Annotated in this window: 19 protein-coding genes, 2 pseudogenes and 1 riboswitch; all 21 genes and pseudogenes read left to right on the top strand. The window is 42.6% G+C overall.

All coding sequences use genetic code 11. From position 1 onward, the window contains the following. Nucleotides 1-39 precede the first annotated feature (39 nt). The gene (uvrA, locus tag ACXYSL_RS06230; protein ID WP_458624265.1) at nt 40-2,871 is read left to right on the top strand and encodes an excinuclease ABC subunit UvrA; all 2,832 of its coding nucleotides are present in this window, start codon (nt 40-42) and stop codon (nt 2,869-2,871) included. After that, on the top strand, nt 2,864-3,925 hold the full coding sequence (locus ACXYSL_RS06225) for a M24 family metallopeptidase (protein ID WP_458624264.1): 1,062 nt from the start codon (nt 2,864-2,866) through the stop codon (nt 3,923-3,925). Before uvrA ends, ACXYSL_RS06225 begins: the two co-directional genes overlap by 8 nt. A 55-nt stretch (nt 3,926-3,980) precedes the next feature. Further along, nucleotides 3,981-4,132, top strand: a riboswitch (M-box (ykoK) riboswitch). A gap of 196 nt (nt 4,133-4,328) precedes the next feature. Further along, nucleotides 4,329-6,989 carry a magnesium-translocating P-type ATPase gene (gene mgtA, locus ACXYSL_RS06220; protein WP_458624263.1) on the top strand — a complete coding sequence of 887 codons (2,661 nt, stop codon included), beginning with the start codon at nt 4,329-4,331 and terminating at the stop codon, nt 6,987-6,989. 134 nt (nt 6,990-7,123) lie between these two features. Next, on the top strand, nt 7,124-7,522 hold the full coding sequence (gene spx / locus ACXYSL_RS06215) for a transcriptional regulator Spx (RefSeq protein ID WP_000591165.1): 399 nt from the start codon (nt 7,124-7,126) through the stop codon (nt 7,520-7,522). A gap of 66 nt (nt 7,523-7,588) precedes the next feature. Further along, a complete protein-coding gene (locus ACXYSL_RS06210; protein WP_458624262.1) occupies nt 7,589-8,158 on the top strand; it encodes an SP0191 family lipoprotein in 570 nt (189 codons plus the stop codon). An 86-nt stretch (nt 8,159-8,244) separates the two neighbouring features. Then, nucleotides 8,245-8,511 (top strand): IreB family regulatory phosphoprotein, encoded by a 267-nt coding sequence (locus tag ACXYSL_RS06205; protein ID WP_000507060.1) that lies wholly within the window; start codon nt 8,245-8,247, stop codon nt 8,509-8,511. A gap of 3 nt (nt 8,512-8,514) precedes the next feature. Further along, on the top strand, nt 8,515-8,934 hold the full coding sequence (gene ruvX, locus ACXYSL_RS06200) for a Holliday junction resolvase RuvX (protein ID WP_458624261.1): 420 nt from the start codon (nt 8,515-8,517) through the stop codon (nt 8,932-8,934). Nucleotides 8,935-8,949: 15 nt separating this feature from the next. Next, nucleotides 8,950-9,255 carry a DUF1292 domain-containing protein gene (locus tag ACXYSL_RS06195; RefSeq protein ID WP_000017622.1) on the top strand — a complete coding sequence of 102 codons (306 nt, stop codon included), beginning with the start codon at nt 8,950-8,952 and terminating at the stop codon, nt 9,253-9,255. A 256-nt stretch (nt 9,256-9,511) separates the two neighbouring features. Beyond that, complete coding sequence (locus tag ACXYSL_RS06190) at nt 9,512-10,762, top strand: bifunctional folylpolyglutamate synthase/dihydrofolate synthase (RefSeq protein WP_458624260.1); 1,251 nt, start codon at nt 9,512-9,514, stop codon at nt 10,760-10,762. A gap of 87 nt (nt 10,763-10,849) precedes the next feature. Beyond that, the gene (locus ACXYSL_RS06185) at nt 10,850-11,305 is read left to right on the top strand and encodes an SP_0198 family lipoprotein (protein ID WP_458624259.1); all 456 of its coding nucleotides are present in this window, start codon (nt 10,850-10,852) and stop codon (nt 11,303-11,305) included. A 185-nt stretch (nt 11,306-11,490) separates the two neighbouring features. Beyond that, a complete protein-coding gene (locus tag ACXYSL_RS06180; RefSeq protein ID WP_458624258.1) occupies nt 11,491-12,642 on the top strand; it encodes an iron-containing alcohol dehydrogenase in 1,152 nt (383 codons plus the stop codon). 284 nt (nt 12,643-12,926) lie between these two features. After that, nucleotides 12,927-14,459 (top strand): cardiolipin synthase, encoded by a 1,533-nt coding sequence (gene cls / locus ACXYSL_RS06175; protein ID WP_458624257.1) that lies wholly within the window; start codon nt 12,927-12,929, stop codon nt 14,457-14,459. A 73-nt stretch (nt 14,460-14,532) separates the two neighbouring features. Further along, a complete protein-coding gene (locus ACXYSL_RS06170; protein WP_009729685.1) occupies nt 14,533-14,676 on the top strand; it encodes a hypothetical protein in 144 nt (47 codons plus the stop codon). A 35-nt stretch (nt 14,677-14,711) separates the two neighbouring features. Continuing rightward, nucleotides 14,712-16,229 carry a damage-inducible protein CinA gene (locus ACXYSL_RS06165; RefSeq protein WP_458624256.1) on the top strand — a complete coding sequence of 506 codons (1,518 nt, stop codon included), beginning with the start codon at nt 14,712-14,714 and terminating at the stop codon, nt 16,227-16,229. A 128-nt stretch (nt 16,230-16,357) separates the two neighbouring features. Next, entirely contained in the window at nt 16,358-18,565 is a 2,208-nt protein-coding gene (gene nrdD / locus ACXYSL_RS06160; protein ID WP_458624255.1) for an anaerobic ribonucleoside-triphosphate reductase, read from the top strand. A gap of 11 nt (nt 18,566-18,576) precedes the next feature. After that, nucleotides 18,577-18,717, top strand: coding sequence for a hypothetical protein (locus ACXYSL_RS06155; RefSeq protein WP_000521635.1), 141 nt, complete (start codon nt 18,577-18,579; stop codon nt 18,715-18,717). A gap of 43 nt (nt 18,718-18,760) precedes the next feature. Next, complete coding sequence (locus ACXYSL_RS06150; protein WP_458624254.1) at nt 18,761-19,261, top strand: GNAT family N-acetyltransferase; 501 nt, start codon at nt 18,761-18,763, stop codon at nt 19,259-19,261. A gap of 4 nt (nt 19,262-19,265) precedes the next feature. Continuing rightward, on the top strand, nt 19,266-19,862 hold the full coding sequence (gene nrdG, locus ACXYSL_RS06145) for an anaerobic ribonucleoside-triphosphate reductase activating protein (RefSeq protein ID WP_084881549.1): 597 nt from the start codon (nt 19,266-19,268) through the stop codon (nt 19,860-19,862). Beyond that, nucleotides 19,859-20,485, top strand: coding sequence for a uridine kinase family protein (locus tag ACXYSL_RS06140; protein WP_458624253.1), 627 nt, complete (start codon nt 19,859-19,861; stop codon nt 20,483-20,485). The genes nrdG and ACXYSL_RS06140 overlap by 4 nt, the downstream gene beginning before the upstream one ends. Nucleotides 20,486-20,498: 13 nt before the next feature. Continuing rightward, a pseudogene (locus tag ACXYSL_RS06135) lies at nt 20,499-21,287 on the top strand (preprotein translocase subunit SecY); the annotation flags it as partial. Beyond that, nucleotides 21,278-21,580: pseudogene (locus ACXYSL_RS06130) on the top strand (nucleoside monophosphate kinase); the annotation flags it as partial. The pseudogenes ACXYSL_RS06135 and ACXYSL_RS06130, both read left to right, overlap by 10 nt. Nucleotide 21,581 lies beyond the last annotated feature (1 nt).

Here is a 21,581-nt window from a genome sequence, read left to right as displayed (position 1 = left end):
GGTATAATGGAAAGCAATAATGGACTAGAAAGAACAAAGATGCAAGATAAAATTGTGATTCATGGGGCACGTGCCCATAACTTAAAAAATATTGATGTGGAGATTCCGCGAGATAAGTTGGTTGTCGTGACCGGTTTGTCGGGTTCGGGGAAATCCAGTCTGGCCTTTGATACCCTCTATGCGGAGGGACAACGTCGCTATGTGGAGAGTTTGTCAGCCTATGCTCGTCAATTCTTGGGGAATATGGAGAAGCCTGATGTGGATGCCATTGATGGTCTCAGCCCAGCTATTTCTATCGACCAGAAAACGACTAGTAAAAATCCTCGCTCGACGGTGGGAACTACGACTGAAATCAATGACTATCTGCGTCTCCTCTATGCGCGTGTGGGGACGCCTTACTGTATAAACGGGCATGGGGCTATCAAGGCTTCTTCTGTGGAGCAAATCGTGGATAAGGTTTTGGAGTTACCTGAACGCCAGCGCCTGCAAATCTTAGCCCCAGTTATCCGTAAGAAAAAAGGACAGCACAAGAGCGTTATTGAAAAGATTCAGAAAGATGGGTATGTTCGTGTCCGTGTGGATGGGGAAGTCTATGATATGACCGAAGTGCCAGAGTTGTCCAAGAGCAGACAACACAATATTGATGTCGTGGTTGACCGTATTGTCATCAAGGAGGGCATTCGTAGCCGTCTCTTTGATTCCATTGAGGCTGCCCTTCGTATCGCAGAAGGCTATGTCATTATCGACACTATGGACGATTCTGAGTTGCTATTCTCTGAGCACTATGCCTGTCCAGTTTGTGGTTTTACTGTACCAGAGTTAGAGCCTCGTCTCTTCTCCTTCAATGCTCCTTTTGGTTCTTGTAGTGAGTGTGACGGTTTGGGCATCAAGCTGGAGGTGGATACTGACTTGGTAGTGCCAGATGCCAGCAAAACGCTACGTGAGGGGGCTTTGGCACCTTGGAATCCTATCTCATCTAACTACTATCCAAATATGCTAGAGCAGGCCATGACAGCCTTTGGAGTAGATATGGACACGCCTTTTGAGGACTTGTCAGAAGAAGACAAGCACTTGATTCTCTATGGTTCGGATGGCAAGGAATTTCATTTCCACTATGAAAATGAATTTGGTGGTGTGCGCGATATCGACATTCCTTTTGAGGGAGTTGTCACTAATATCAAGCGTCGCTACCATGAAACCAATAGTGACTACACCCGCACCCAGATGCGCCTCTACATGAATGAGCTAACCTGCGGAACTTGCCATGGCTACCGTCTCAATGACCAGGCCTTGTCTGTCCGTGTGGGTGGAGAGCAAGGACCCCATATCGGAGAGATATCAGACCTGTCTATCGCAGACCACTTGGACTTGGTGAGTCAGCTGACCTTGTCTGAAAATGAAGCCATCATTGCTCGTCCCATTCTCAAGGAAATCAAGGATCGCTTGACCTTCCTCAATAACGTTGGGCTCAACTATCTGACCCTATCTCGTTCGGCAGGAACCCTATCGGGAGGGGAGAGTCAGCGTATTCGCTTGGCTACCCAGATTGGTTCCAACCTCTCAGGAGTCCTCTATATCTTAGATGAGCCGTCGATTGGACTTCACCAGAGGGACAATGACCGCCTGATTGCCAGTCTCAAAAAGATGCGTGATTTGGGTAATACCCTTATTGTAGTGGAACATGACGAAGATACTATGCGTGAGGCAGATTATCTGATTGACGTCGGTCCTGGTGCGGGAGCTTTTGGTGGGGAGATTGTCGCTGCAGGAACGCCTAAGCAGGTGGCTCGCAACAGCAAGTCCATCACAGGCCAATATCTATCAGGGAAACGTGCCATTCCAGTACCAGAAGAGCGCCGTGTAGGAAATGGTCGCTTTATCGAGGTGACAGGAGCGCGTGAAAATAACCTACAAAATGTCACTGCCCGCTTCCCATTAGGAAAATTTATCGCTGTGACGGGGGTGTCAGGTTCAGGGAAGTCGACCTTAATCAACAGCATCCTCAAAAAAGCCATTGCGCAGAAGCTAAACCGTAATTCAGACAAACCTGGTAAGTTTAAAACGATTACGGGGATTGAGCATGTCGATCGTCTGATTGATATTGACCAAAGTCCAATCGGACGGACACCAAGGTCCAATCCTGCCACCTATACGGGAGTTTTTGATGACATTCGTGACCTCTTTGCCCAGACAAACGAGGCCAAGATTCGAGGTTATAAAAAGGGCCGTTTCAGTTTCAACGTCAAGGGTGGTCGTTGTGAAGCCTGCTCAGGTGACGGGATTATCAAGATAGAGATGCACTTCTTGCCAGATGTTTACGTGGCTTGTGAAGTCTGCCATGGCACCCGCTACAACAGTGAAACCCTAGAAGTTCACTACAAGGAAAAGAATATCTCGCAAGTCTTGGATATGACGGTTAACGATGCGGTGGAATTCTTCCAACACATTCCTAAGATTCAACGCAAACTCCAGACCATCAAGGATGTGGGGCTGGGCTATGTAACGTTAGGACAACCAGCTACCACCCTTTCAGGTGGAGAAGCCCAGCGTATGAAGTTAGCTAGTGAACTCCACAAGCGCTCAACAGGTAAGTCATTCTACATTCTGGATGAACCGACGACAGGACTTCATACCGAGGACATCGCTCGTCTGCTCAAGGTTTTGGCTCGCTTTGTCGACGATGGCAATACCGTCCTCGTTATCGAACATAATCTGGATGTTATTAAAACAGCAGACCATATCATCGACTTGGGACCTGAGGGCGGTGTCGGTGGTGGAACCATCATCGCAACAGGAACTCCAGAAGAAGTAGCGGCCAATGAAGCCAGCTACACAGGACACTATTTGAAAGGAAAGTTACATCATGAATAAACGTGTACAAGCATTTCTAGCGAAAATGCAAGAAAAAGAACTAGATGGGATCATCATCAACAACCTTAAAAATGTCTATTATTTGACTGGTTTTTGGGGTTCGAACGGAACCGTTTTTATCAGCCGTGACCGTCAGATTTTGGTGACGGACTCTCGTTATATCATTGCTGCTAAGCAAGAAGTAACAGGTTTTGAGATTGTGGCTGACCGTAATGAGTTGGCTGTCATTGCAGGAATTGTCAAGGATATGGGTTTGTCTCGCATCGGTTTTGAAGATGAGATTTCGGTCTCTTATTACCACCGCATGCAGGCTGCTTTTGCAGGAATTGATTTGCTTCCTCAGACTCAGTTTGTTGAAGCACTTCGAATGATTAAGGATGAAAAGGAGATTGCGACTATTCGCAAGGCTTGTTCTATCTCAGACCAAGCCTTCCGCGATGCACTTGACTTTATCAAACCAGGAAAAACTGAGATCGAAATTGCCAACTTCCTTGATTTCCGCATGCGTGAGTTGGGAGCATCTGGCTTGTCTTTTGATACCATTCTAGCCAGTGGTATCAACTCTTCTAAACCACATGCCCACCCAATGCATAAACCAGTGGAGTTGGGAGAAGCTATTACCATGGACTTCGGATGTCTCTATGACCACTATGTCAGCGATATGACACGGACCATCTATCTAGGCCATGTCAGTGACGAGCAAGCAGAAATTTACAACACAGTTTTGAAGGCTAACCAAGCTCTGATTGACCAAGCCAAGGCAGGTTTAGGATTCCGTGATTTTGACAAGATCCCTCGTGACATTATCGTAGAAGCGGGCTATGGTGACTACTTTACCCACGGTATCGGACATGGTATCGGCCTCGATATCCACGAGGAACCTTACTTTAGCCAAACCTCGACGGATACAATCAAGGCAGGAATGACCTTGACAGATGAGCCTGGTATCTATATCGAAGGTAAATACGGGGTTCGTATCGAGGATGATATCTTGATCACAGAGACAGGTTGCGAATTGTTGACTTTAGCACCGAAGGAATTAATTATTATTTAAGAAAATTATGATAAATCGTTGACTTTTATATTCTAAAGGTTTATACTGAAAGACGAAAACGGTAGGTGAGGCTACCATAGGGATACGGATGACTACCGCAAAGCAGTGGAGACACTACTCGTTGGTCAACAGTTCTGGTCGCGAAGGCCAAGACTAAGCTCATTACATCGCCCTATGGAGTTAAAGCTTGAACGAAAAAACAGATAATTAGTTTTTTAATCCTGCCATTTTTATGGTGGGATTTTCTACTGTTTTAGAACAAGGAAAGGAGACAGACGATGCAAATTGACGATCATCCAGAACCGCACATACACAGCCAATCGCTGATTTGTGTCGTTCTGCCCTTATAAAGTGATTGGTCTCTGTGTATGAAACACATCATTCATACAGATAGGAGAAACCAATGAAAACTACAAAAGAAAGATTAGCAGCAGCTATTCATACACCTTTAAACGAAACTCTATCTTTTTACAAGACAAGTCTAACAGGCTTAACTGAGGAACAGATAGAAAAGAATCGTGATTTATATGGTGAAAACACCATCACCAAGGGTCAGGAAGACAGTATCCTCAAAAAAATTTACGAATCTATTATCAATCCATTTACAATCATCCTCCTGGTCATCGCTATGATCTCCATGGTGACCAACGTCTGGTTGGCGAAGCCTGGGCAAGAAGATCCGACGACCTCTATCATCATCGTTGTCCTAGTCCTCATTTCTGGTGGCATACGCTTTGTCCAAGAATTACGGAGCGACAAGGCTGCGACCAATCTTTCAAAAATGATTGTGAACACAGCCACGGTTATTCGCGAAGGCCAGAGTTTAGAGGTCGCAATTGAAGATTTGGTCGTTGGAGATATAGTCAAATTGAGTGCTGGGGATATGATTCCGGCAGACCTCCTTTTAATTGAATCACGCGATTTCTTTGTTCAACAGTCTGGCTTGACGGGTGAAAGTGATTCGGTTGAAAAATTGGCTTTGTCAAAAATGAGTCAGTCAAATTTTGATAGTCTGCTAGAAGCAGAAGCGCTCGCCTTTATGGGAACCAACGTGATATCAGGAAGTGCCAAGGCTTTGATTCTAGCAGTTGGTGATGACACCATGATGGGGGAAATAGAGCAGACTCTCAATACTTATGACGAGCCTACCTCTTTCGAACGGGATATGAACAGTATCTCCTGGCTTTTAATCCGTTTGATGTTGGTCATGGTTCCCATCGTATTTCTTTCCAATGGTTTGACGGATGGAGATTGGTTAGAGGCTGGCGTATTTGCTTTGAGCGTGGGTGTCGGGCTTACACCTGAGATGCTTCCTATGATCATCACGGCTAGTTTAGCAAAAGGCTCCATTATCATGGCCAAGGAAAAAGTCGTCATCAAAAAACTCAATGCCATACAGGACCTAGGTGCTATTGATATCCTGTGTACGGATAAAACAGGAACCCTTACCCAAGACGAAATTGTCCTTGAATATCCTTTGGATATACATGGAGATTTGGATTTGTCTGTGTTGAGACGTGCCTATCTCAATTCCTATTTTCAAACCGGTTTGAAAAACTTGATGGACCGTGCTATTATCAGTAGAACTGAAAAAGAAGCTAAAGAACACGCTATTCTACAAAATTTGGATACTAGCTTCCAAAAAATAGATGAATTGCCCTTTGATTTTGAACGCAGGCGGATGAGTGTCATCGTCAAGGATGAGAACGAAGTTGTTAGTTTGGTAACCAAGGGTGCCCTAGAGGAAATGCTTGCGATTTCAACCCATGTGGAATATCAAGGGCAGATCAGCCCTTTGACGGATGATATCCGGGTGGAAATCTTAAAAGAAGTAGACCAACTCAATCAACAGGGCTTGCGAGTCTTGGGAGTCGCCTATAAAACAGGTCTAAAAGAAGGTTTTGCTTACTCCGTTGAAGATGAAAAAGAGATGATTCTAACAGGATATCTTGCCTTTCTAGATCCACCAAAACCATCAGCAGCACCTGCTATCCAAGCTTTGTTAGAACACGGCGTTCAAACAAAGATCTTGACGGGGGACAATGAGAAGGTAACCCAATCAGTTTGCGAAAAAGTTGGTTTAGACGTTGATCAAATCTTGTTGGGTTCTGATATTGACGCCATGACGGACGAAGAGTTGGCCCAAGCAGTTGAGAAGGTGACTGTCTTTGCCAAACTTTCTCCGGATCAAAAAGCACGAATCATTTTACAAATCAAATCTAATGGACATTGTGTCGGCTATATGGGAGATGGGATCAATGATGCCCCTTCTATGAAAGTGGCAGATGTGGGGATTTCTGTTGATACAGCAGTAGATATTGCCAAAGAAACCGCTGATGTCATTTTGCTAGATAAGGATTTGATGGTGCTTGAAAAAGGGCTGGTTGAAGGACGCAAAGTCTATGCTAATATGACCAAATATATCAAGATGACGGTCAGCTCTAATTTCGGGAACATTTTTTCTCTGTTAGTGTCTGGTATCTTTTTACCTTTCCTGCCAATGGCTCCGATTCACTTGATTGTCTTAAACCTAGTCTACGATCTTTCTTGCATTGCCTTGCCATTTGATAATGTGGATGAAGACTTTTTGAAGCATCCTCATAAGTGGGAAGCCAAGTCTATTACTCGCTTTATGATTTGGATGGGTCCGATTTCTTCTGCCTTTGATATTTTGACCTTTATCTTGCTCTATTTTGTCATTGTTCCAATGGCGACAGGTCATGCTTATGTTCACGGAGCAGAGTCTGCAACGGGCTTTATCATCCTGTTCCAGACAGGTTGGTTCATTGAATCCATGTGGTCCCAAACCATGGTAATCCATATGCTTCGTTCAGCAAAACTTCCTTTCTTACAAAGTCGTCCATCATGGTTTGTTCTTGGAACAAGCATGCTAGCAGCCAGTTTTGTGACCTTCCTTCCCTACTCTTCAATTGCTAGCCTTCTTCATTTAGCCCCTTTGGAACCAATTTATTTCCTCTTTTTGCTTTTGATTATCGTCCTTTATATGATAAGTGTTACAGTTGTGAAACGATTGTATATCAAAAAATTTAAAAGTTGGCTATAAATTGATTTTGTCAAGAAAAAAGCACGAAAATCGCTAAAAAAGTTAAATTTTTTTAAAAATAGGTCGCAAGTCGGATGTTTTTTATGGTATAATAGACTAAACTGATAGTAACATGTAGCGAAAGGGGTAGGCACATGATTAAGATTTATACCGTCTCCAGTTGCACAAGCTGTAAGAAAGCGAAGACTTGGCTCAACGCACACCAGTTAAGTTATAAAGAACAAAACCTTGGTAAAGAAGGGATTACGAGAGAAGAACTACTTGATATTCTGACAAAGACAGATAATGGAATTGCCAGCATTGTATCATCAAAAAACCGCTATGCGAAAGCTTTAGGAGTTGACATCGAAGATTTGAGTGTGAATGAAGTACTCAACTTAATCATGGAAACACCACGGATCTTAAAGAGTCCGATTCTCGTTGACGAGAAGCGCCTGCAAGTCGGCTATAAAGAAGATGATATCCGTGCCTTCTTGCCACGCTCTGTCCGTAATGTAGAAAATGCAGAAGCACGTCTACGTGCAGCTCTATAAAACATCAAGGCTGGGAGTGATTCCTGGCCTTGTTTTCTCTTTTATTTCAAAATCATGTGAGGAATTATGAAAAAGTTACTAATTGCTAGTTTTGCTCTCCTCTTTTTGCTTGCAGGATGTGGGCAAAAAAAGGAAACCCCTGCTGCTTCCACAACAGCATCTGAACCTCTCCAATCAAACCTTCCCGTTTTGGACAATGCCGAAAAGAATACGGTTGTCACCAAGACCCTGTTGATGCCGAAGTCGGAAAATGGAACGCAGCAGATTCAGACCATTACCTATAAAGGCAACCAATTTTTGACCCTGACCATTCAGCAAAAACGACCTGTCGGGGATGAACTCAAGACCTTTATCTCTGAAAATGGCCTAGAGGAGGCGCAAAGAGCGCTCTTAGAGGCTGAAGAGAAGGATGAGACCATCCAAGAGGCACGCAAACTAGCAGGATTTACACTGGAAACCAAGCTACTCAGCGAGACAGAAATCCAGACCACAACGACTTATGATTTTCAAGTATTGGATGTCAAAAAGGCATCTCAGCTAGAATATTTAAAAAATATCGGCCTTGAAAATCTCTTAAAAAACGAGCCTAGCCAATATATTGCAGATAGAGTGGCAAATGGGGCGACAGAACAATAGAAAATCCAAATAAATAGACTGACTTATTTGTAGAACGTCAGGGAATGTGCTATAATAGTACTATTCTAAAGAAAGAGGGTGTTGGAATGGGATTTACTGAAGAAACTGTACGGTTTAAATTGGATGATTCCAATAAAAAAGAGATTAGCGAGACGTTGACAGATGTCTATGCTTCTTTGAATGAAAAGGGTTATAATCCGATAAATCAAATCGTCGGTTATGTATTGAGTGGAGACCCTGCCTACGTTCCTCGTTACAACAATGCACGAAATCAAATCCGTAAGTATGAGCGTGATGAAATTGTTGAAGAATTGGTGCGCTATTACCTTAAAGGACAAGGAGTCGATCTATAATCTATGAGAATTATGGGATTGGACGTCGGTTCAAAAACAGTGGGTGTTGCCATTAGCGACCCACTAGGCTTTACCGCTCAAGGACTTGAAATCATCCAAATCAATGAGGATCAGGGTCAGTTTGGCTTTGACCGTATCAAGGAATTGGTTGACACCTATAAGGTGGAACGCTTTGTAGTAGGTCTGCCTAAAAACATGAACAATACCAGTGGACCGCGGGTAGAAGCTAGTCAAGCTTACGGAGCAAAATTAGAGGAACTTTTTGGTTTACCAGTAGACTATCAAGATGAGCGTTTGACAACGGTCGCTGCGGAGCGTATGTTGATTGAACAAGCAGATATCAGTCGCAACAAGCGCAAGAAAGTTATTGATAAGTTGGCTGCTCAGCTGATTTTGCAAAATTATTTAGATAGAAAATTTTAAGACAGAGGAGAAACTATGTCACACGATCACAACCACGATCACGAAGAACGTGAATTGATTACACTAGTAGATGAGCAAGGAAATGAAACTTTATTTGAAATCCTTTTGACCATTGATGGAAAAGAAGAATTTGGTAAGAACTATGTTCTGCTTGTACCAGTTAACGCAGAAGAAGACGAAGACGGGCAAGTTGAAATCCAAGCCTACTCATTCACTGAAAATGAAGACGGAACAGAAGGCGAATTACAACCAATTCCAGAAGACTCAGAAGACGAATGGAACATGATTGAAGAAGTCTTCAACAGCTTTATGGAGGAGTGATACAGTCTGGGAGACTGTATCAGCCCAACTCCTGAAAATTAGAAGAGTTGGAACGTCCGGGGAACATTTTTACCCTTACGCTAAAAATAAAGACCGTAAGTAATTCTGGGGGACGTTTTTAGCCCACGTTGAAATTCATAGTAGCTAGTGATTAGCTAACCAGGTAAGAGGTTGGGATTTTAGTCCCGACCTCGCTTTTTATTTGTAATCATACTTTGATGCGGTAGTTGATTGGACTTTTGTTAAGGAGACATGTATGTTTGAAGTAGAAGAATGGCTTCATAGTCGGATTGGTTTAAACTTTAGATCTGGTCTTGGACGAATGCAGCGAGCTGTGGATTTGTTGGGGAATCCTGAGAAGACTTATCCCATTATCCACGTAACAGGGACTAACGGTAAAGGGTCAACTATTGCCTTTATGAGGGAGTTGTTTGTCGTCCATGGTAAAAAAGTTGGTACTTTTACCTCTCCTCATATCATTAGTATCCATGATCGAATCTGTATCAATGGACAACCGATCGCAGATGAAGACTTTATCCGTATAGCTAACCAAGTCAAGGAGATGGAGAAAACTCTTTTAGAAACACATGACCACTTGTCTTTCTTTGAGTTGTTGACCCTGATTGCATTGCTTTACTTTAAAGAGCAGGAAGTGGATCTAGTTCTGCTAGAAGTGGGGATCGGTGGTTTGCTTGACACGACTAATGTCGTAACAGGTGAGATTGCAGTTATTACTTCGATTGGTCTAGATCATCAGGAGACCTTGGGCGATAGTCTGGAGGAAATAGCAGAGCAGAAAGCTGGTATTTTCAAGTCTGGCAAGAAGGCGGTCATTGCTAAGCTTTCTCCAGAAGCAGAGCTTGTCTGCCAAAGTAAAGCGAGAGAGTTAGACGTAGACCTTTATCAAACCGGGCAAGACTTTACCTTGAAAGCTGGGGATTTTTCGAGTAGCCTAGCGAGCTTTTCCCAGCTTGAAATTGGTTTGGAAGGCACCTATCAGCAAGAAAATGCTGCCTTAGCTTTACAAACTTTTCTTCTGTTTATGGCGTCAAGAGAGGAAGGTGTCGAAGAAGAGCTTGTCAGACAGGCCTTGAAAGAGACCCACTGGGCCGGTCGATTGGAACGGATTCGTCCGCATATCTACCTAGACGGGGCTCACAATCTTCCAGCTTTAAGTCGTTTAGTTGAGTTTATTCAGGAAAAAATCCAGCAAGGCTTCCAAGTTCAAATCCTTTTTGGCGCTCTTAAACGCAAGGATTATCAAGGGATGCTAGGTTATTTAACAGATGCTTTGCCAGAGGCGGAAGTCAAGGTGACTGGCTTTGATTACCAAGGCTCTTTAGAAGAAAGCGATGTTTCTGGTTATAAACTGGTTGACTCTTATCGTGATTTTATCAGCGAATTTGAAGAAAGTGCCAATGATCAGGACCTGCTTTTCGTGACGGGCTCCCTCTACTTTATCTCGGAAGTGCGAGCGGGTTTGGTGGGAAAGCGTGAGATTAATTGACCTTCTAGGTTTAAGTTGCTATACTGGGGATAGGAAAACTCGAAAACGATTTCAGAAATACATTAGCACAAAAGAAAGGAAGTCGCTATGAAAACGAAAATATTCACACTTTCTATTGCTTCTTTAGCAATTCTTAGTCTTTTAGCAGCTTGTGGACCTAAGGCACAAGCCCCTACCCAGCAATCTGCTCAGCAATCATCTACTCAACAAGAATCATCTTCTAGCGCTGCGACAAGTGCTAGTCAACCACAGGTGTCTTCAAGTCAGGATACTACTGTAGCTCAACCTACGAACATCGATGGTACCTATACTGGAAAAGATGAGAATGACCAAATCACTCTTGTTGTAACAGGTAAAACTGGTAGATGGACTGAGGTCGAGCCAGATGGATATAAGGAAATCCAGCAAGTCACCTTTGAGCCAGAAAATCAACGTGTCATTATCGGTGATGATGTCAAAATTTACACGGTTAATGGTAATCAATTGATTATCGATGATATGGACCGAGAGCCATCTGACCGAGTGGTATTAACTAAGCAATAATCATTCAGTAAAAGTTCCAATGAGATGAAATCCATCTTTTTGGAGCTTTTTTGTTTAAAAACGTGACCAGTGGTTCTTTACTATTTTTTTATTTAAAGCGCTTACAAATATTTGTAAAATGAAGGGTAAGGTCGTATACTTAAGGTAAATAATCAAATAGCGCAAAGGCGCAGGAGGAAAAACATATGGCTACATTTTACGTTCCGGCAGTTAACCTTATTGGTAAAGGTGTTGTAAATGAAGTAGGTCCGTATATCAAGGAACTGGGGTATAAAAAGGCTCTTTTGGTGACAGACAAGTTCATTGAAGGTAGTGATATTTTACCCAAAGTCCTAAAACCGTTAGATGCTGAAGGGATCGAATATGTGATCTTTAGCGATGTGGAGCCAAATCCGACTTGCAAGAACGTCACAGACGGAGTGGCTGCCCTGAAAGAGCATGGATGCGACTTCATCATCAGTCTTGGAGGAGGATCTCCTCAGGATGCGGCTAGTTGTATCTCTATCATCGCTACAAATGGCGGAAAGCCACAGGACTACGAAGGTCTCCACAAGTCTGCTAAAAAAGGCTTGCCAGTGGTTGCAATCAATACAACAGCTGGAACTTCTGCAGAAATCACCATTAACTATGTTATTACTGACGAAGAACGCAAGGTCAAGATGGTAATGGTAGATAAGAACAGCCTTGCTCAGATCTCTGTCAATGATCCAGAACTTATGGTATCAAAACCGAAAGGATTGACAGCGGCGACAGGTATGGATGCTCTTACTCACGCTGTCGAAGCCTTGGTAACACCAGGTGCTTATAATGTGACCAAGAAACTCTCTATCGGAGCTATCGAACTCATCAAGGAGTACCTCCCTCGTGCTGTGGCAAATGGCCAAGATATTGAAGCGCGTGAGGCGATGGTCAATGCCATCTTCCTCGGTGGTATGAGCTTTAACAATGCTGGTTTGGGCTATGTTCACTCTATGGCTCACCAACTCGGTGCGGTATATAACTTGCCACATGGTGTCTGCTGTGCCATGCTTCTCCCAGTTGTAGAACGTGAAAATGCCAAACGTGTACCAGAAGCTTTTCGCAATGTAGCCAAGGCTTTGGGACTCCATGTTGAAGGGAAAACAGACCAAGAATGTGCGGACTATGCTATTGCTGAAATTGAGAAACTGTCTGAAACAGTAGGTATTCCGAAGAAACTCACTGAACTCGGTATCCAAGAAAAAGACTTTGACTTTGACTACCTTTCTAAGAATGCCTTGATTGATGCCTGTGCACCAGGCAATCCATTTATGCCGACTTTGGAAGAAACCATTGCTCTTTATAAAGAACTATTCTAAAGATCAAGTAGAGTGGAAGCAATGTATTCCCAAAAATATAAATAATATTGGAAAGAACTATCATTTTGGTAGTTCTTTTTAGGCCTCTTAATATCCTAGTTAAAAATATAAAAAATGAACAGCGCTTCGTATAGTGAGGATGTAGTTTAAGAATCTTGCAGCTCTTGGAATAGTTTGAATAGAAAAAGGTAAAAGGTTGCCATCTACCCCTGAACTGAGGTATACTAGTAGAAAGATTAGTTTATCAAGCGGCGAGGGAGAATGTTAGAAAAGGAAGGGGATGTATGACAGCTAGAAAAATGCAGCTACTCATGTCCAAGTATGGCTTTAGTATTACCATCATGTTGGCAGAGTTGTTTATCGTCTTTGGTTTATTTCTCTATCTAGGGCGGATGGCTCCGATTGTCTGGATTATCCTAGTCATTTTAGTGAGCTTAGCGACCATTGTATCGATTGTGAATAGATCTATGAATCCTGAGAGTAAGGTAACATGGTTGTTAGTAGCCTTTGTGCCAGTTTTTGGCCCTTTGCTCTATATCATGTTTGGAGAGCGCCGTTTATCTAAAAAAGAATTGAAGCAGCTAAAGCAGCTCCAATCAATGGTTTACCGAGAGGACAATAGCAGGGCTCTCCGTTTGGAGTTAAAAGAACAAGACAAGTCGGCTTACGGGGTTATCAAATCTCTCCTCAGTATGGACACGAATGCAGATGTCTATAATCGAACGGATACCCAATTTTTTGCATCTGGTAAAAGCATGTGGCGCCAGATGCTAGAGGATCTCAAGAAAGCAGAGAAGTTTATCTTTCTCGAATACTATATCATCGAAGAAGGTTTGATGTGGAATAGTATTTTGGAGATTTTGGAAGAAAAGGCAGCTCAAGGAGTAGAGGTGAAGCTCCTCTATGATGATATTGGTTGTATGGCCACCTTGCCTGGAGATTACACCATCCACCTTCGTGGTCGAGGAATTGAGGCCCATAAATTTAATAAGGTGATTCCGCGCTTAACCGTCGCCTATAACAACCGTGACCACCGTAAAATCATGGTTATTGATGGTCAAATTGCCTATACAGGTGGTGTCAATCTGGCAGATGAGTATATCAACCATATCGAACGCTTTGGTTATTGGAAAGATAGCGGTATTCGCCTAGATGGATCAGCGGTCAAGGCCTTTACTAGACTCTTTTTATCAACCTGGTATATCAACCGTGGAGAAATTAGCGACTTTGACCAATACCATCTCGAAAATCAACCAAAAGATGGGATGGGGCTCTGTATTCCCTACAGTAGCGGTCCCAAACCCATATACCGAGCCCAGGTTGGAAAAACGGTCTATCAAAATCTTATCAATCAAGCTACAGATTACGTCTACATCACGACTCCCTATCTGATCGCCGACTACGATCTAACTGAAAGTATCAAAAATGCAGCTCTGAGAGGGGTAGATGTGCGAATTGTGACGCCGTGTATCCCAGATAAGAAGGTTATTCAGTTAGTTACTCGAGGAGCCTACCCAGACTTGCTATCTGCGGGGGTTCGTATTTATGAGTATAGCCCGGGATTCCTTCATAGCAAGCAAATGCTTGTTGATGGAGAGGCGGCTACTGTGGGAACCATCAATTTTGACTATCGGAGTTTGCTTCACCACTATGAAAATGCCGTCTTGCTTTATAGAACGCAGTCCATCATCGATATTGAAAAGGACTTTGAAGAGATTTTTAAAGTTTCTCAAGAAATTTATCCCCACACCATCAAAACAAGCTGGTATCAAAGCCTGATCAAGGAAATTGTCCAGTTGTTTGCACCTATGCTCTAACTATCCATCAAGATCTAGCCCAAGGCTGGATCTTTTTTGTCTTCTTACGAATAGATAGGTAAAGGAGAAAAACATGCTTAATCTAGAAGATGACGATTTTATTAGAGAGTATAGAGACAGTCGATTCCACCGTTTTCGTGAAATCGAACGCTTTGCGATATTGGATAAGAAATTCAGCAAATATCAATCCCAAGCTGACATTCCTGTAAGATTTTGATATACTAAAACAGATAAACTTAGAGGAGAAATTGAATGAATGTATATGGGAAAATAGATGAGAAACAAGAAGAATCTCAGTACCAAGACTGGTCCGTTCCAGAAAAGCGAGAAGGAGCTTCCATTCCCTTTTTTAGTATCTTGCTTTGGAGTTTAGTGGCTACAGCTATTTCTGTGGTTATCCCCCTTATTTTGGGTTTAGTAAGCCCGCAACAAACTCAGGATCTTTATACCGGTTGGGCCTTGCATCAAAATGGTCAAATGTATACAGATTATTTTGGGACTGAGGGATTGCTCTATTACCTGCTTACCTATCTTTCACAAGGCAGTATTCTGATTGCTTTGGTTGAGTGGTTGGCCTTGTTTGGAGCAAGCGTTTTTCTTTTTAAATCTGCGGATAGTCTTACAGACCGTGTAGAAGAAGCCAAGCAGCTTGTGTTTGTGTTTAATTTGTTGGTAGCAGGTCTCGCTTTTGGTGGTGGCTATGCTCTCTTGCTAGCCTTGCCTTTCCTATTTTATTCACTTAGCATTGTTACGAACTACCTAGCTTATCCAAACGGTGACAAAGGATTTTTACGTGTTGGTATGAGCCTTGCTCTCGCTTTCTTCCTTGCGCCAATCCCAACAGCCTTATTTGCAGCTACACTAGCCTTGGGAATTATCGGCTTTAACTTAGGCAAAGGTCACTTTGTTCATGGTTTATATCAATTTTTTGCGTCAGCCTTAGGGTTCTCACTCTTATTCTATCCTTTGGGCTACTATACAGTATTAACAGGTAGTTTTGGGGATGCCATTAGCCAGACCTTGTATCCGGTAAATACTCTTAGCCTCTTTTCAAATGCGCATTTGCTTGAAAATGCAGCCTTCTACGGCTTACTTGCTATTGGGCTAGGTTCCCTTAGTTTGCTCTTTTCTGGTTTGTTCCAGTCAAAATCAGCTAAGCAATATTCCCTATCGATTGCTGCTAGTTTGGGCTTATTGCTTTCTTTGGGGCTCTTGATTTTTTCCAAAGAACCCATCAACGGTACTCATCTTGTGGTACTAATTCCTTTCTTGGTCTTGCTCCTTCTGACAGGAATCAAGGAAGATGTTTCGGATGGAGGCAGTCGTCGTAGAAGAAGACGTGAGAAACAAACTTCTTTCCTTAAAGGAAATTTCTATCTACCACTGATTGCCCTTGCCTATCTTATTGTTCTTCCTATCGTGAGTCGCTACCTTTCGCATCCAGCGACTTATCAGGAGAGAGAACGTCTTGCTAGCATGGTAAAACAGCAAACGAGTTCTGAGGATCGTGTCTATGCTTGGGATGATCGTCCTGATTTCTACCGTGCAAGTGAACGCTTGGCGCCGACTTCTCTATCAACTCCAACACTCTATACTGCAAGCGACGAAAATAAAACCAAACTGATGAATGATCTGAAAGAGAATCAACCGAAGATGATTGTGGTCAATCAAAAAGTTGCCTTGTGGTCAGATGTAGAGAGCTGGCTCAGTGAAAACTATGAGCTTGTTCAGACAGATACTAGCGAGTTTAAGCTTTATAAATTCAAATAACAAAAATCAATATCTTGTGGAATTTTAAAAATTTTAGGATTTTTAACACAAGATATTGATTTTTATTTTTAGAGTGGTATAATACTGAATATAAACTATTCAACAATATTTTAGAAAAGAGCATGGATATGATTGTATTAGAAGAAAAGCTTGCAACCGTTCCCACCTTGTTCGTTGAAAAACGAGATGGTAGACGTGTAGTGTTTGATGTAGACAAGATTGACAAGGCTCTCCACAAGGCGGCGGAAAAGGTTATGGACGTTACGCCTCTAGTAGAAAAACGCCTAAATGGTCTAGTTGAAAGAATCGTGACGGAAATTCACAGTCGTTTCCCTAAAGGTGTGAAGATTTATGAGATTCAGAATATCGTAGAACATGAACTTCTTGAAGCCAAAGAATATGCCTTGGCTGAAGAGTATATCACTTATCGGACACAGAGGGATTTTGAGCGCTCAAAAGCGACAGATATCAACTTTAGCATTCATAAACTTCTCAATAAAGATCAAGCGGTTGTCAATGAAAATGCCAATAAAGACAGCGATGTCTTTAATACTCAACGTGATTTGACAGCAGGGATTGTGGGGAAATCAATCGGATTGCAAATGCTTCCTAAGCACGTAGCCAATGCTCACCAAAAAGGGGATATACACTATCATGACTTGGACTACAGCCCCTACACTCCTATGACCAACTGCTGTTTGATTGATTTTAAAGGGATGTTGGAAAATGGTTTTAAAATTGGGAATGCAGAGGTAGAGAGTCCCAAGTCTATCCAGACTGCGACAGCTCAGATTTCTCAGATCATCGCCAACGTTGCTTCTAGCCAGTACGGGGGCTGTTCAGCTGACCGTATTGATGAAGTCTTGGCGCCTTATGCAGAGAAGAATTACCAAAAGCACCTCAAAGATGCGAAAGAATGGGTCTTGCCTGAAAAACGGGATGATTATGCTTGGAAGAAAACCCAAAAAGACATCTATGATGCCATGCAATCTCTTGAGTATGAAATCAACACCCTCTTCACTTCAAATGGACAAACACCTTTTACTTCACTAGGTTTTGGTCTAGGAACTAGTCGTTTTGAACGGGAAATTCAAAAAGCTATCTTGACTATTCGTATCAAGGGTCTTGGTTCAGAACATCGAACAGCCATCTTCCCTAAACTCATCTTTACGTTGAAAAGAGGACTCAACTTAGAAGAAGGTTCACCTAACTACGACATCAAACAGTTGGCTCTTGAGTGTGCGACCAAGCGGATGTACCCAGATGTCTTATCCTATGATAAGATTATCGAGCTAACAGGTTCTTTCAAGGTTCCTATGGGCTGCCGTTCGTTCCTCCAAGGATGGAAGGATGAGAATGGCGTAGAAGTCAATTCTGGTCGGATGAATCTAGGTGTTGTGACGGTCAACCTTCCTCGCATTGCCCTTGAGTCTGAGGGCGACATGAATAAGTTCTGGGAAATCTTCAACGAGCGGATGAACATCGCAGAAGATGCTCTAGTTTACCGTGTTGAACGGACCAAGGAAGCAACACCAGCAAACGCCCCTATTCTCTATCAGTACGGGGCCTTCGGACGCCGTCTTAGAAAAGACGAGAGCGTTGATCAGCTCTTTAAGAATCGTCGTGCGACAGTTTCATTGGGCTACATCGGTTTGTACGAGGTAGCGACGGTCTTCTTTGGCAATAGCTGGGAACATAATCCAGAAGCCAAGGAATTCACGCTTGACATCATTCGCGATATGAAACGTCGGGTGGAAGAGTGGTCAGATCAATATGATTACCATTTCTCTATCTACTCAACACCGTCTGAAAGCTTGACAGATCGCTTCTGTCGCTTGGATACAGAAAAGTTCGGTTCTATTCCTGATATTACAGACAAGGAATACTACACCAACTCGTTCCACTATGATGTTCGTAAAAATCCAACGCCGTTTGAAAAATTGGACTTTGAGAAGGCTTATCCAGAAGCAGGTGCAACAGGTGGTTTCATCCACTACTGTGAGTATCCAGTTCTTCAACAAAATCCTAAGGCTCTGGAAGCTGTCTGGGACTATGCCTATGATTGTGTCGGCTATCTAGGAACAAATACTCCGATTGATCGTTGCTACAAGTGCGATTTTGAAGGGGATTTTGAACCAACTGAAAGAGGATTTGCTTGTCCAAACTGTGGGAATAGCGACCCTAAAACAGTAGATGTAGTCAAACGAACTTGTGGCTATCTAGGTAACCCTCAGGCTCGTCCGATGGTCAATGGGCGCCATAAGGAAATCGCTGCGCGTGTCAAACACATGAACGGTTCTACTATTAAAACGGCAGGACATGAAGTAACAAATTAGAAGGAAACGCAATGGGGAAATACCAATTAGACGATAAGGGACGCGCACAAGTGACCCGTTATCACGAGAAATACTCTAAAGGTGGAACAGGTAAAAAAGAACGCTTGCTCAACCTCAGAGAACAGTTTTTAAACAAGAACAAGAAAAAATAAAAGTGAGAGTTGCCTCTCACTTTTCTCTTAATTGGAGGTAAAAATGATACTACGCAGACCAAGATTAGCAGATAAAGAAACAGTTTTAGAGATGATGGCAGAGTTTGAACAGACTCAATCACCCCACGATGGTGGGTTTTGGAACGCCAACAATTTTGTTTATGAAGAGTGGCTAGAAGAAAATCTTCAAGCGGAAGCGGGCCTCAATATTCCTGAAAACTGGGTTCCTGCTATCCAGCTGGTTAGTTTTGACGTAGCAGGCCAGGCTCTTGGCTTTCTCAACCTTCGTCTCCGATTAAATGACTACTTACTAGAAAATGGGGGTCATATCGGCTACTCCATTCGTCCATCTGAAAGAGGCAAAGGTTATTCCAAAGAAGCTCTCCGACAAGGCTTGCAAGTTGCCAAGGAAAAGAACATCAAAAAAGTACTTGTGACCTGTAGTACGGAAAATCCTGCTAGTAGGGTGGTGATTGTGACAAATGGCGGACTCTTTGAGGATGTTCGCAATGGCGTAGAACGTTACTGGATAGATTTGGAGTAGAATCATGACATGGAATACACCAAAACCTGGTGAATGGAAAAGCGAGGAGCTTAGTAAAGGGCGAATCATTGACTACAAGGCCTTTAACTTTGTCGATGGAGAAGGCGTGCGCAATTCTCTCTATGTATCAGGTTGCATGTTTCACTGTGAGGGGTGCTATAATGTTGCGACTTGGTCTTTCAATGCAGGAATTCCTTATACAGCAGAGTTAGAAGAACAGATTATGGCAGATCTTGCCCAGCCCTATGTTCAAGGCTTGACCCTGCTGGGAGGAGAACCCTTTCTTAATACAGGCATTCTCTTACCTCTCGTTAAACGCATTCGGAAGGAATTACCAGATAAAGACATCTGGTCTTGGACAGGTTATACTTGGGAAGAAATGATGCTGGAGACTCCAGATAAACTGGAACTCTTGTCGCTGATTGACATCCTTGTCGATGGTCGTTATGACAAAAGCAAGCGCAATCTCATGCTCCAGTTTCGAGGTTCCTCTAATCAACGGATTATCGATGTGCAAAAATCTCTCAAAAGTGGTCAAGTGGTCATTTGGGATAAACTCAATGATGGAAAAGAAAGCTATGAACAGGTGAAGAGAGAATGAAGAAAAAAGACCTGATAGAACAACTGGTTTCAGAGACTGAAACGGGAAGAGTTAGGACACTGGGAATCTACGGTCATGGGGCTTCGGGTAAATCAACCTTTGCACAGGAATTATATCAAGCTTTAGATTCTACTACAGTAAATTTACTAGAAACAGATCCCTATATCACCTCAGAACGTCACCTGGTAGTACCAAAGCAAGCACCAAATCAAAAGGTGACAGCTTGTCTCTCAGTGGCGCATGAACTGGCAAGTTTACAGAGAGATATTCTCGCCTTGCAGGCAGGTATGGATGTCTTAACAATCGATGAACCGTGGAAGGCTAGTGAAATCTTATCTGGAGCCAAGCCGATTCTGATTGTTGAAGGGATGTCTGTGGGCTTTCTACCCAAGGAACTCTTTGACAAGACCATCTGCTTCTACACGGACGAAGAAACAGAATTAGAGAGACATCTAGCTCGGGATACGACAATGAGAAATCGAGATGCTTCCTTTGTGTTAGTTAGCTATCAGATGAGACGGGAGCAGTATCTGCGTTACTATAGAGAAACCGAGTCTAAAGCAGATATCTTAGTAGATCAATCAGAAAATAAATTCAAAGTCAAAATGACTCGTATTATATAGAAGAAAAGATTGAATTTTAGGATTATTAAAAGAAGCGCTCAAGGTTAAACAAGTTCGATCAAAAATTCTCTTTACGATTTTTATCATTCTTGTTTTCCGTATTGGGACAAGTATTACTGTTCCAGGTGTGAATGCGAAAAGTTTAGAAGCTCTCAGCGGATTATCTTTCTTGAACATGCTTAGTCTTGTTTCAGGGAATGCCATGAAGAACTTCTCCGTTTTCGCACTCGGAGTAAGTCCGTATATCACTGCTTCCATCGTTGTTCAATTGCTACAAATGGATATTTTACCGAAGTTTGTAGAATGGGGCAAACAAGGAGAAGTAGGACGGAGAAAACTAAACCAAGCTACTCGATATATTGCACTTGTGCTTGCATTTGTTCAATCTATCGGGATCACAGCAGGGTTTAATACACTATCTGGAGCGAAATTATTAACGACAGCTTTAACTCCACAGGTCTTTGTTACTATTGGGATCATCCTCACAGCAGGTAGTATGATTGTAACTTGGCTTGGGGAACAAATTACAGATAAAGGATATGGTAACGGCGTTTCCATGATCATCTTTGCAGGTATTGTCGCTTCAATTCCTGAGATGATTAAGGGTATCTATGTTGACTACTTTGTCAATATCCCAAGTAGCCGATTGATTTCATCTATTATCTTTGTTGTTATTTTGATTATCGCTGTCTTGTTGATTGTTTACTTTACAACCTATGTTCAACAGGCAGAATATAAAATTCCAATCCAATATACAAAAGTTGCTCAAGGTGCCCCATCTAGTTCCTACATTCCATCGAAGTGAACCCAGATTGTCTCTTGGAACGTTTGAGTGGCCGTATCATTCACCGCGAAACAGGTGAAACCTTCCACAAAGTTTTCAACCCACCAGTTGACTACAAAGAAGAGGATTACTACCAACGTGAAGATGATAAACCTGAGACAGTTAAGCGTCGTTTGGATGTGAATATTGCACAAGGTGAACCAATCATTGCTTACTACCGTGCCAAAGGTTTAGTTCATGATATCGAAGGAAATCAAGATATCAATGATGTGTTCAAAGACATCGAAAAAGTATTGACAAATTTGAAATAAA

It is taken from the genome of Streptococcus sp. V913 (assembly GCF_054353455.1).
The sequence above is the reverse complement of the archived record's forward strand: the minus strand, read 5'-3'. Positions and strand labels throughout refer to the sequence as shown.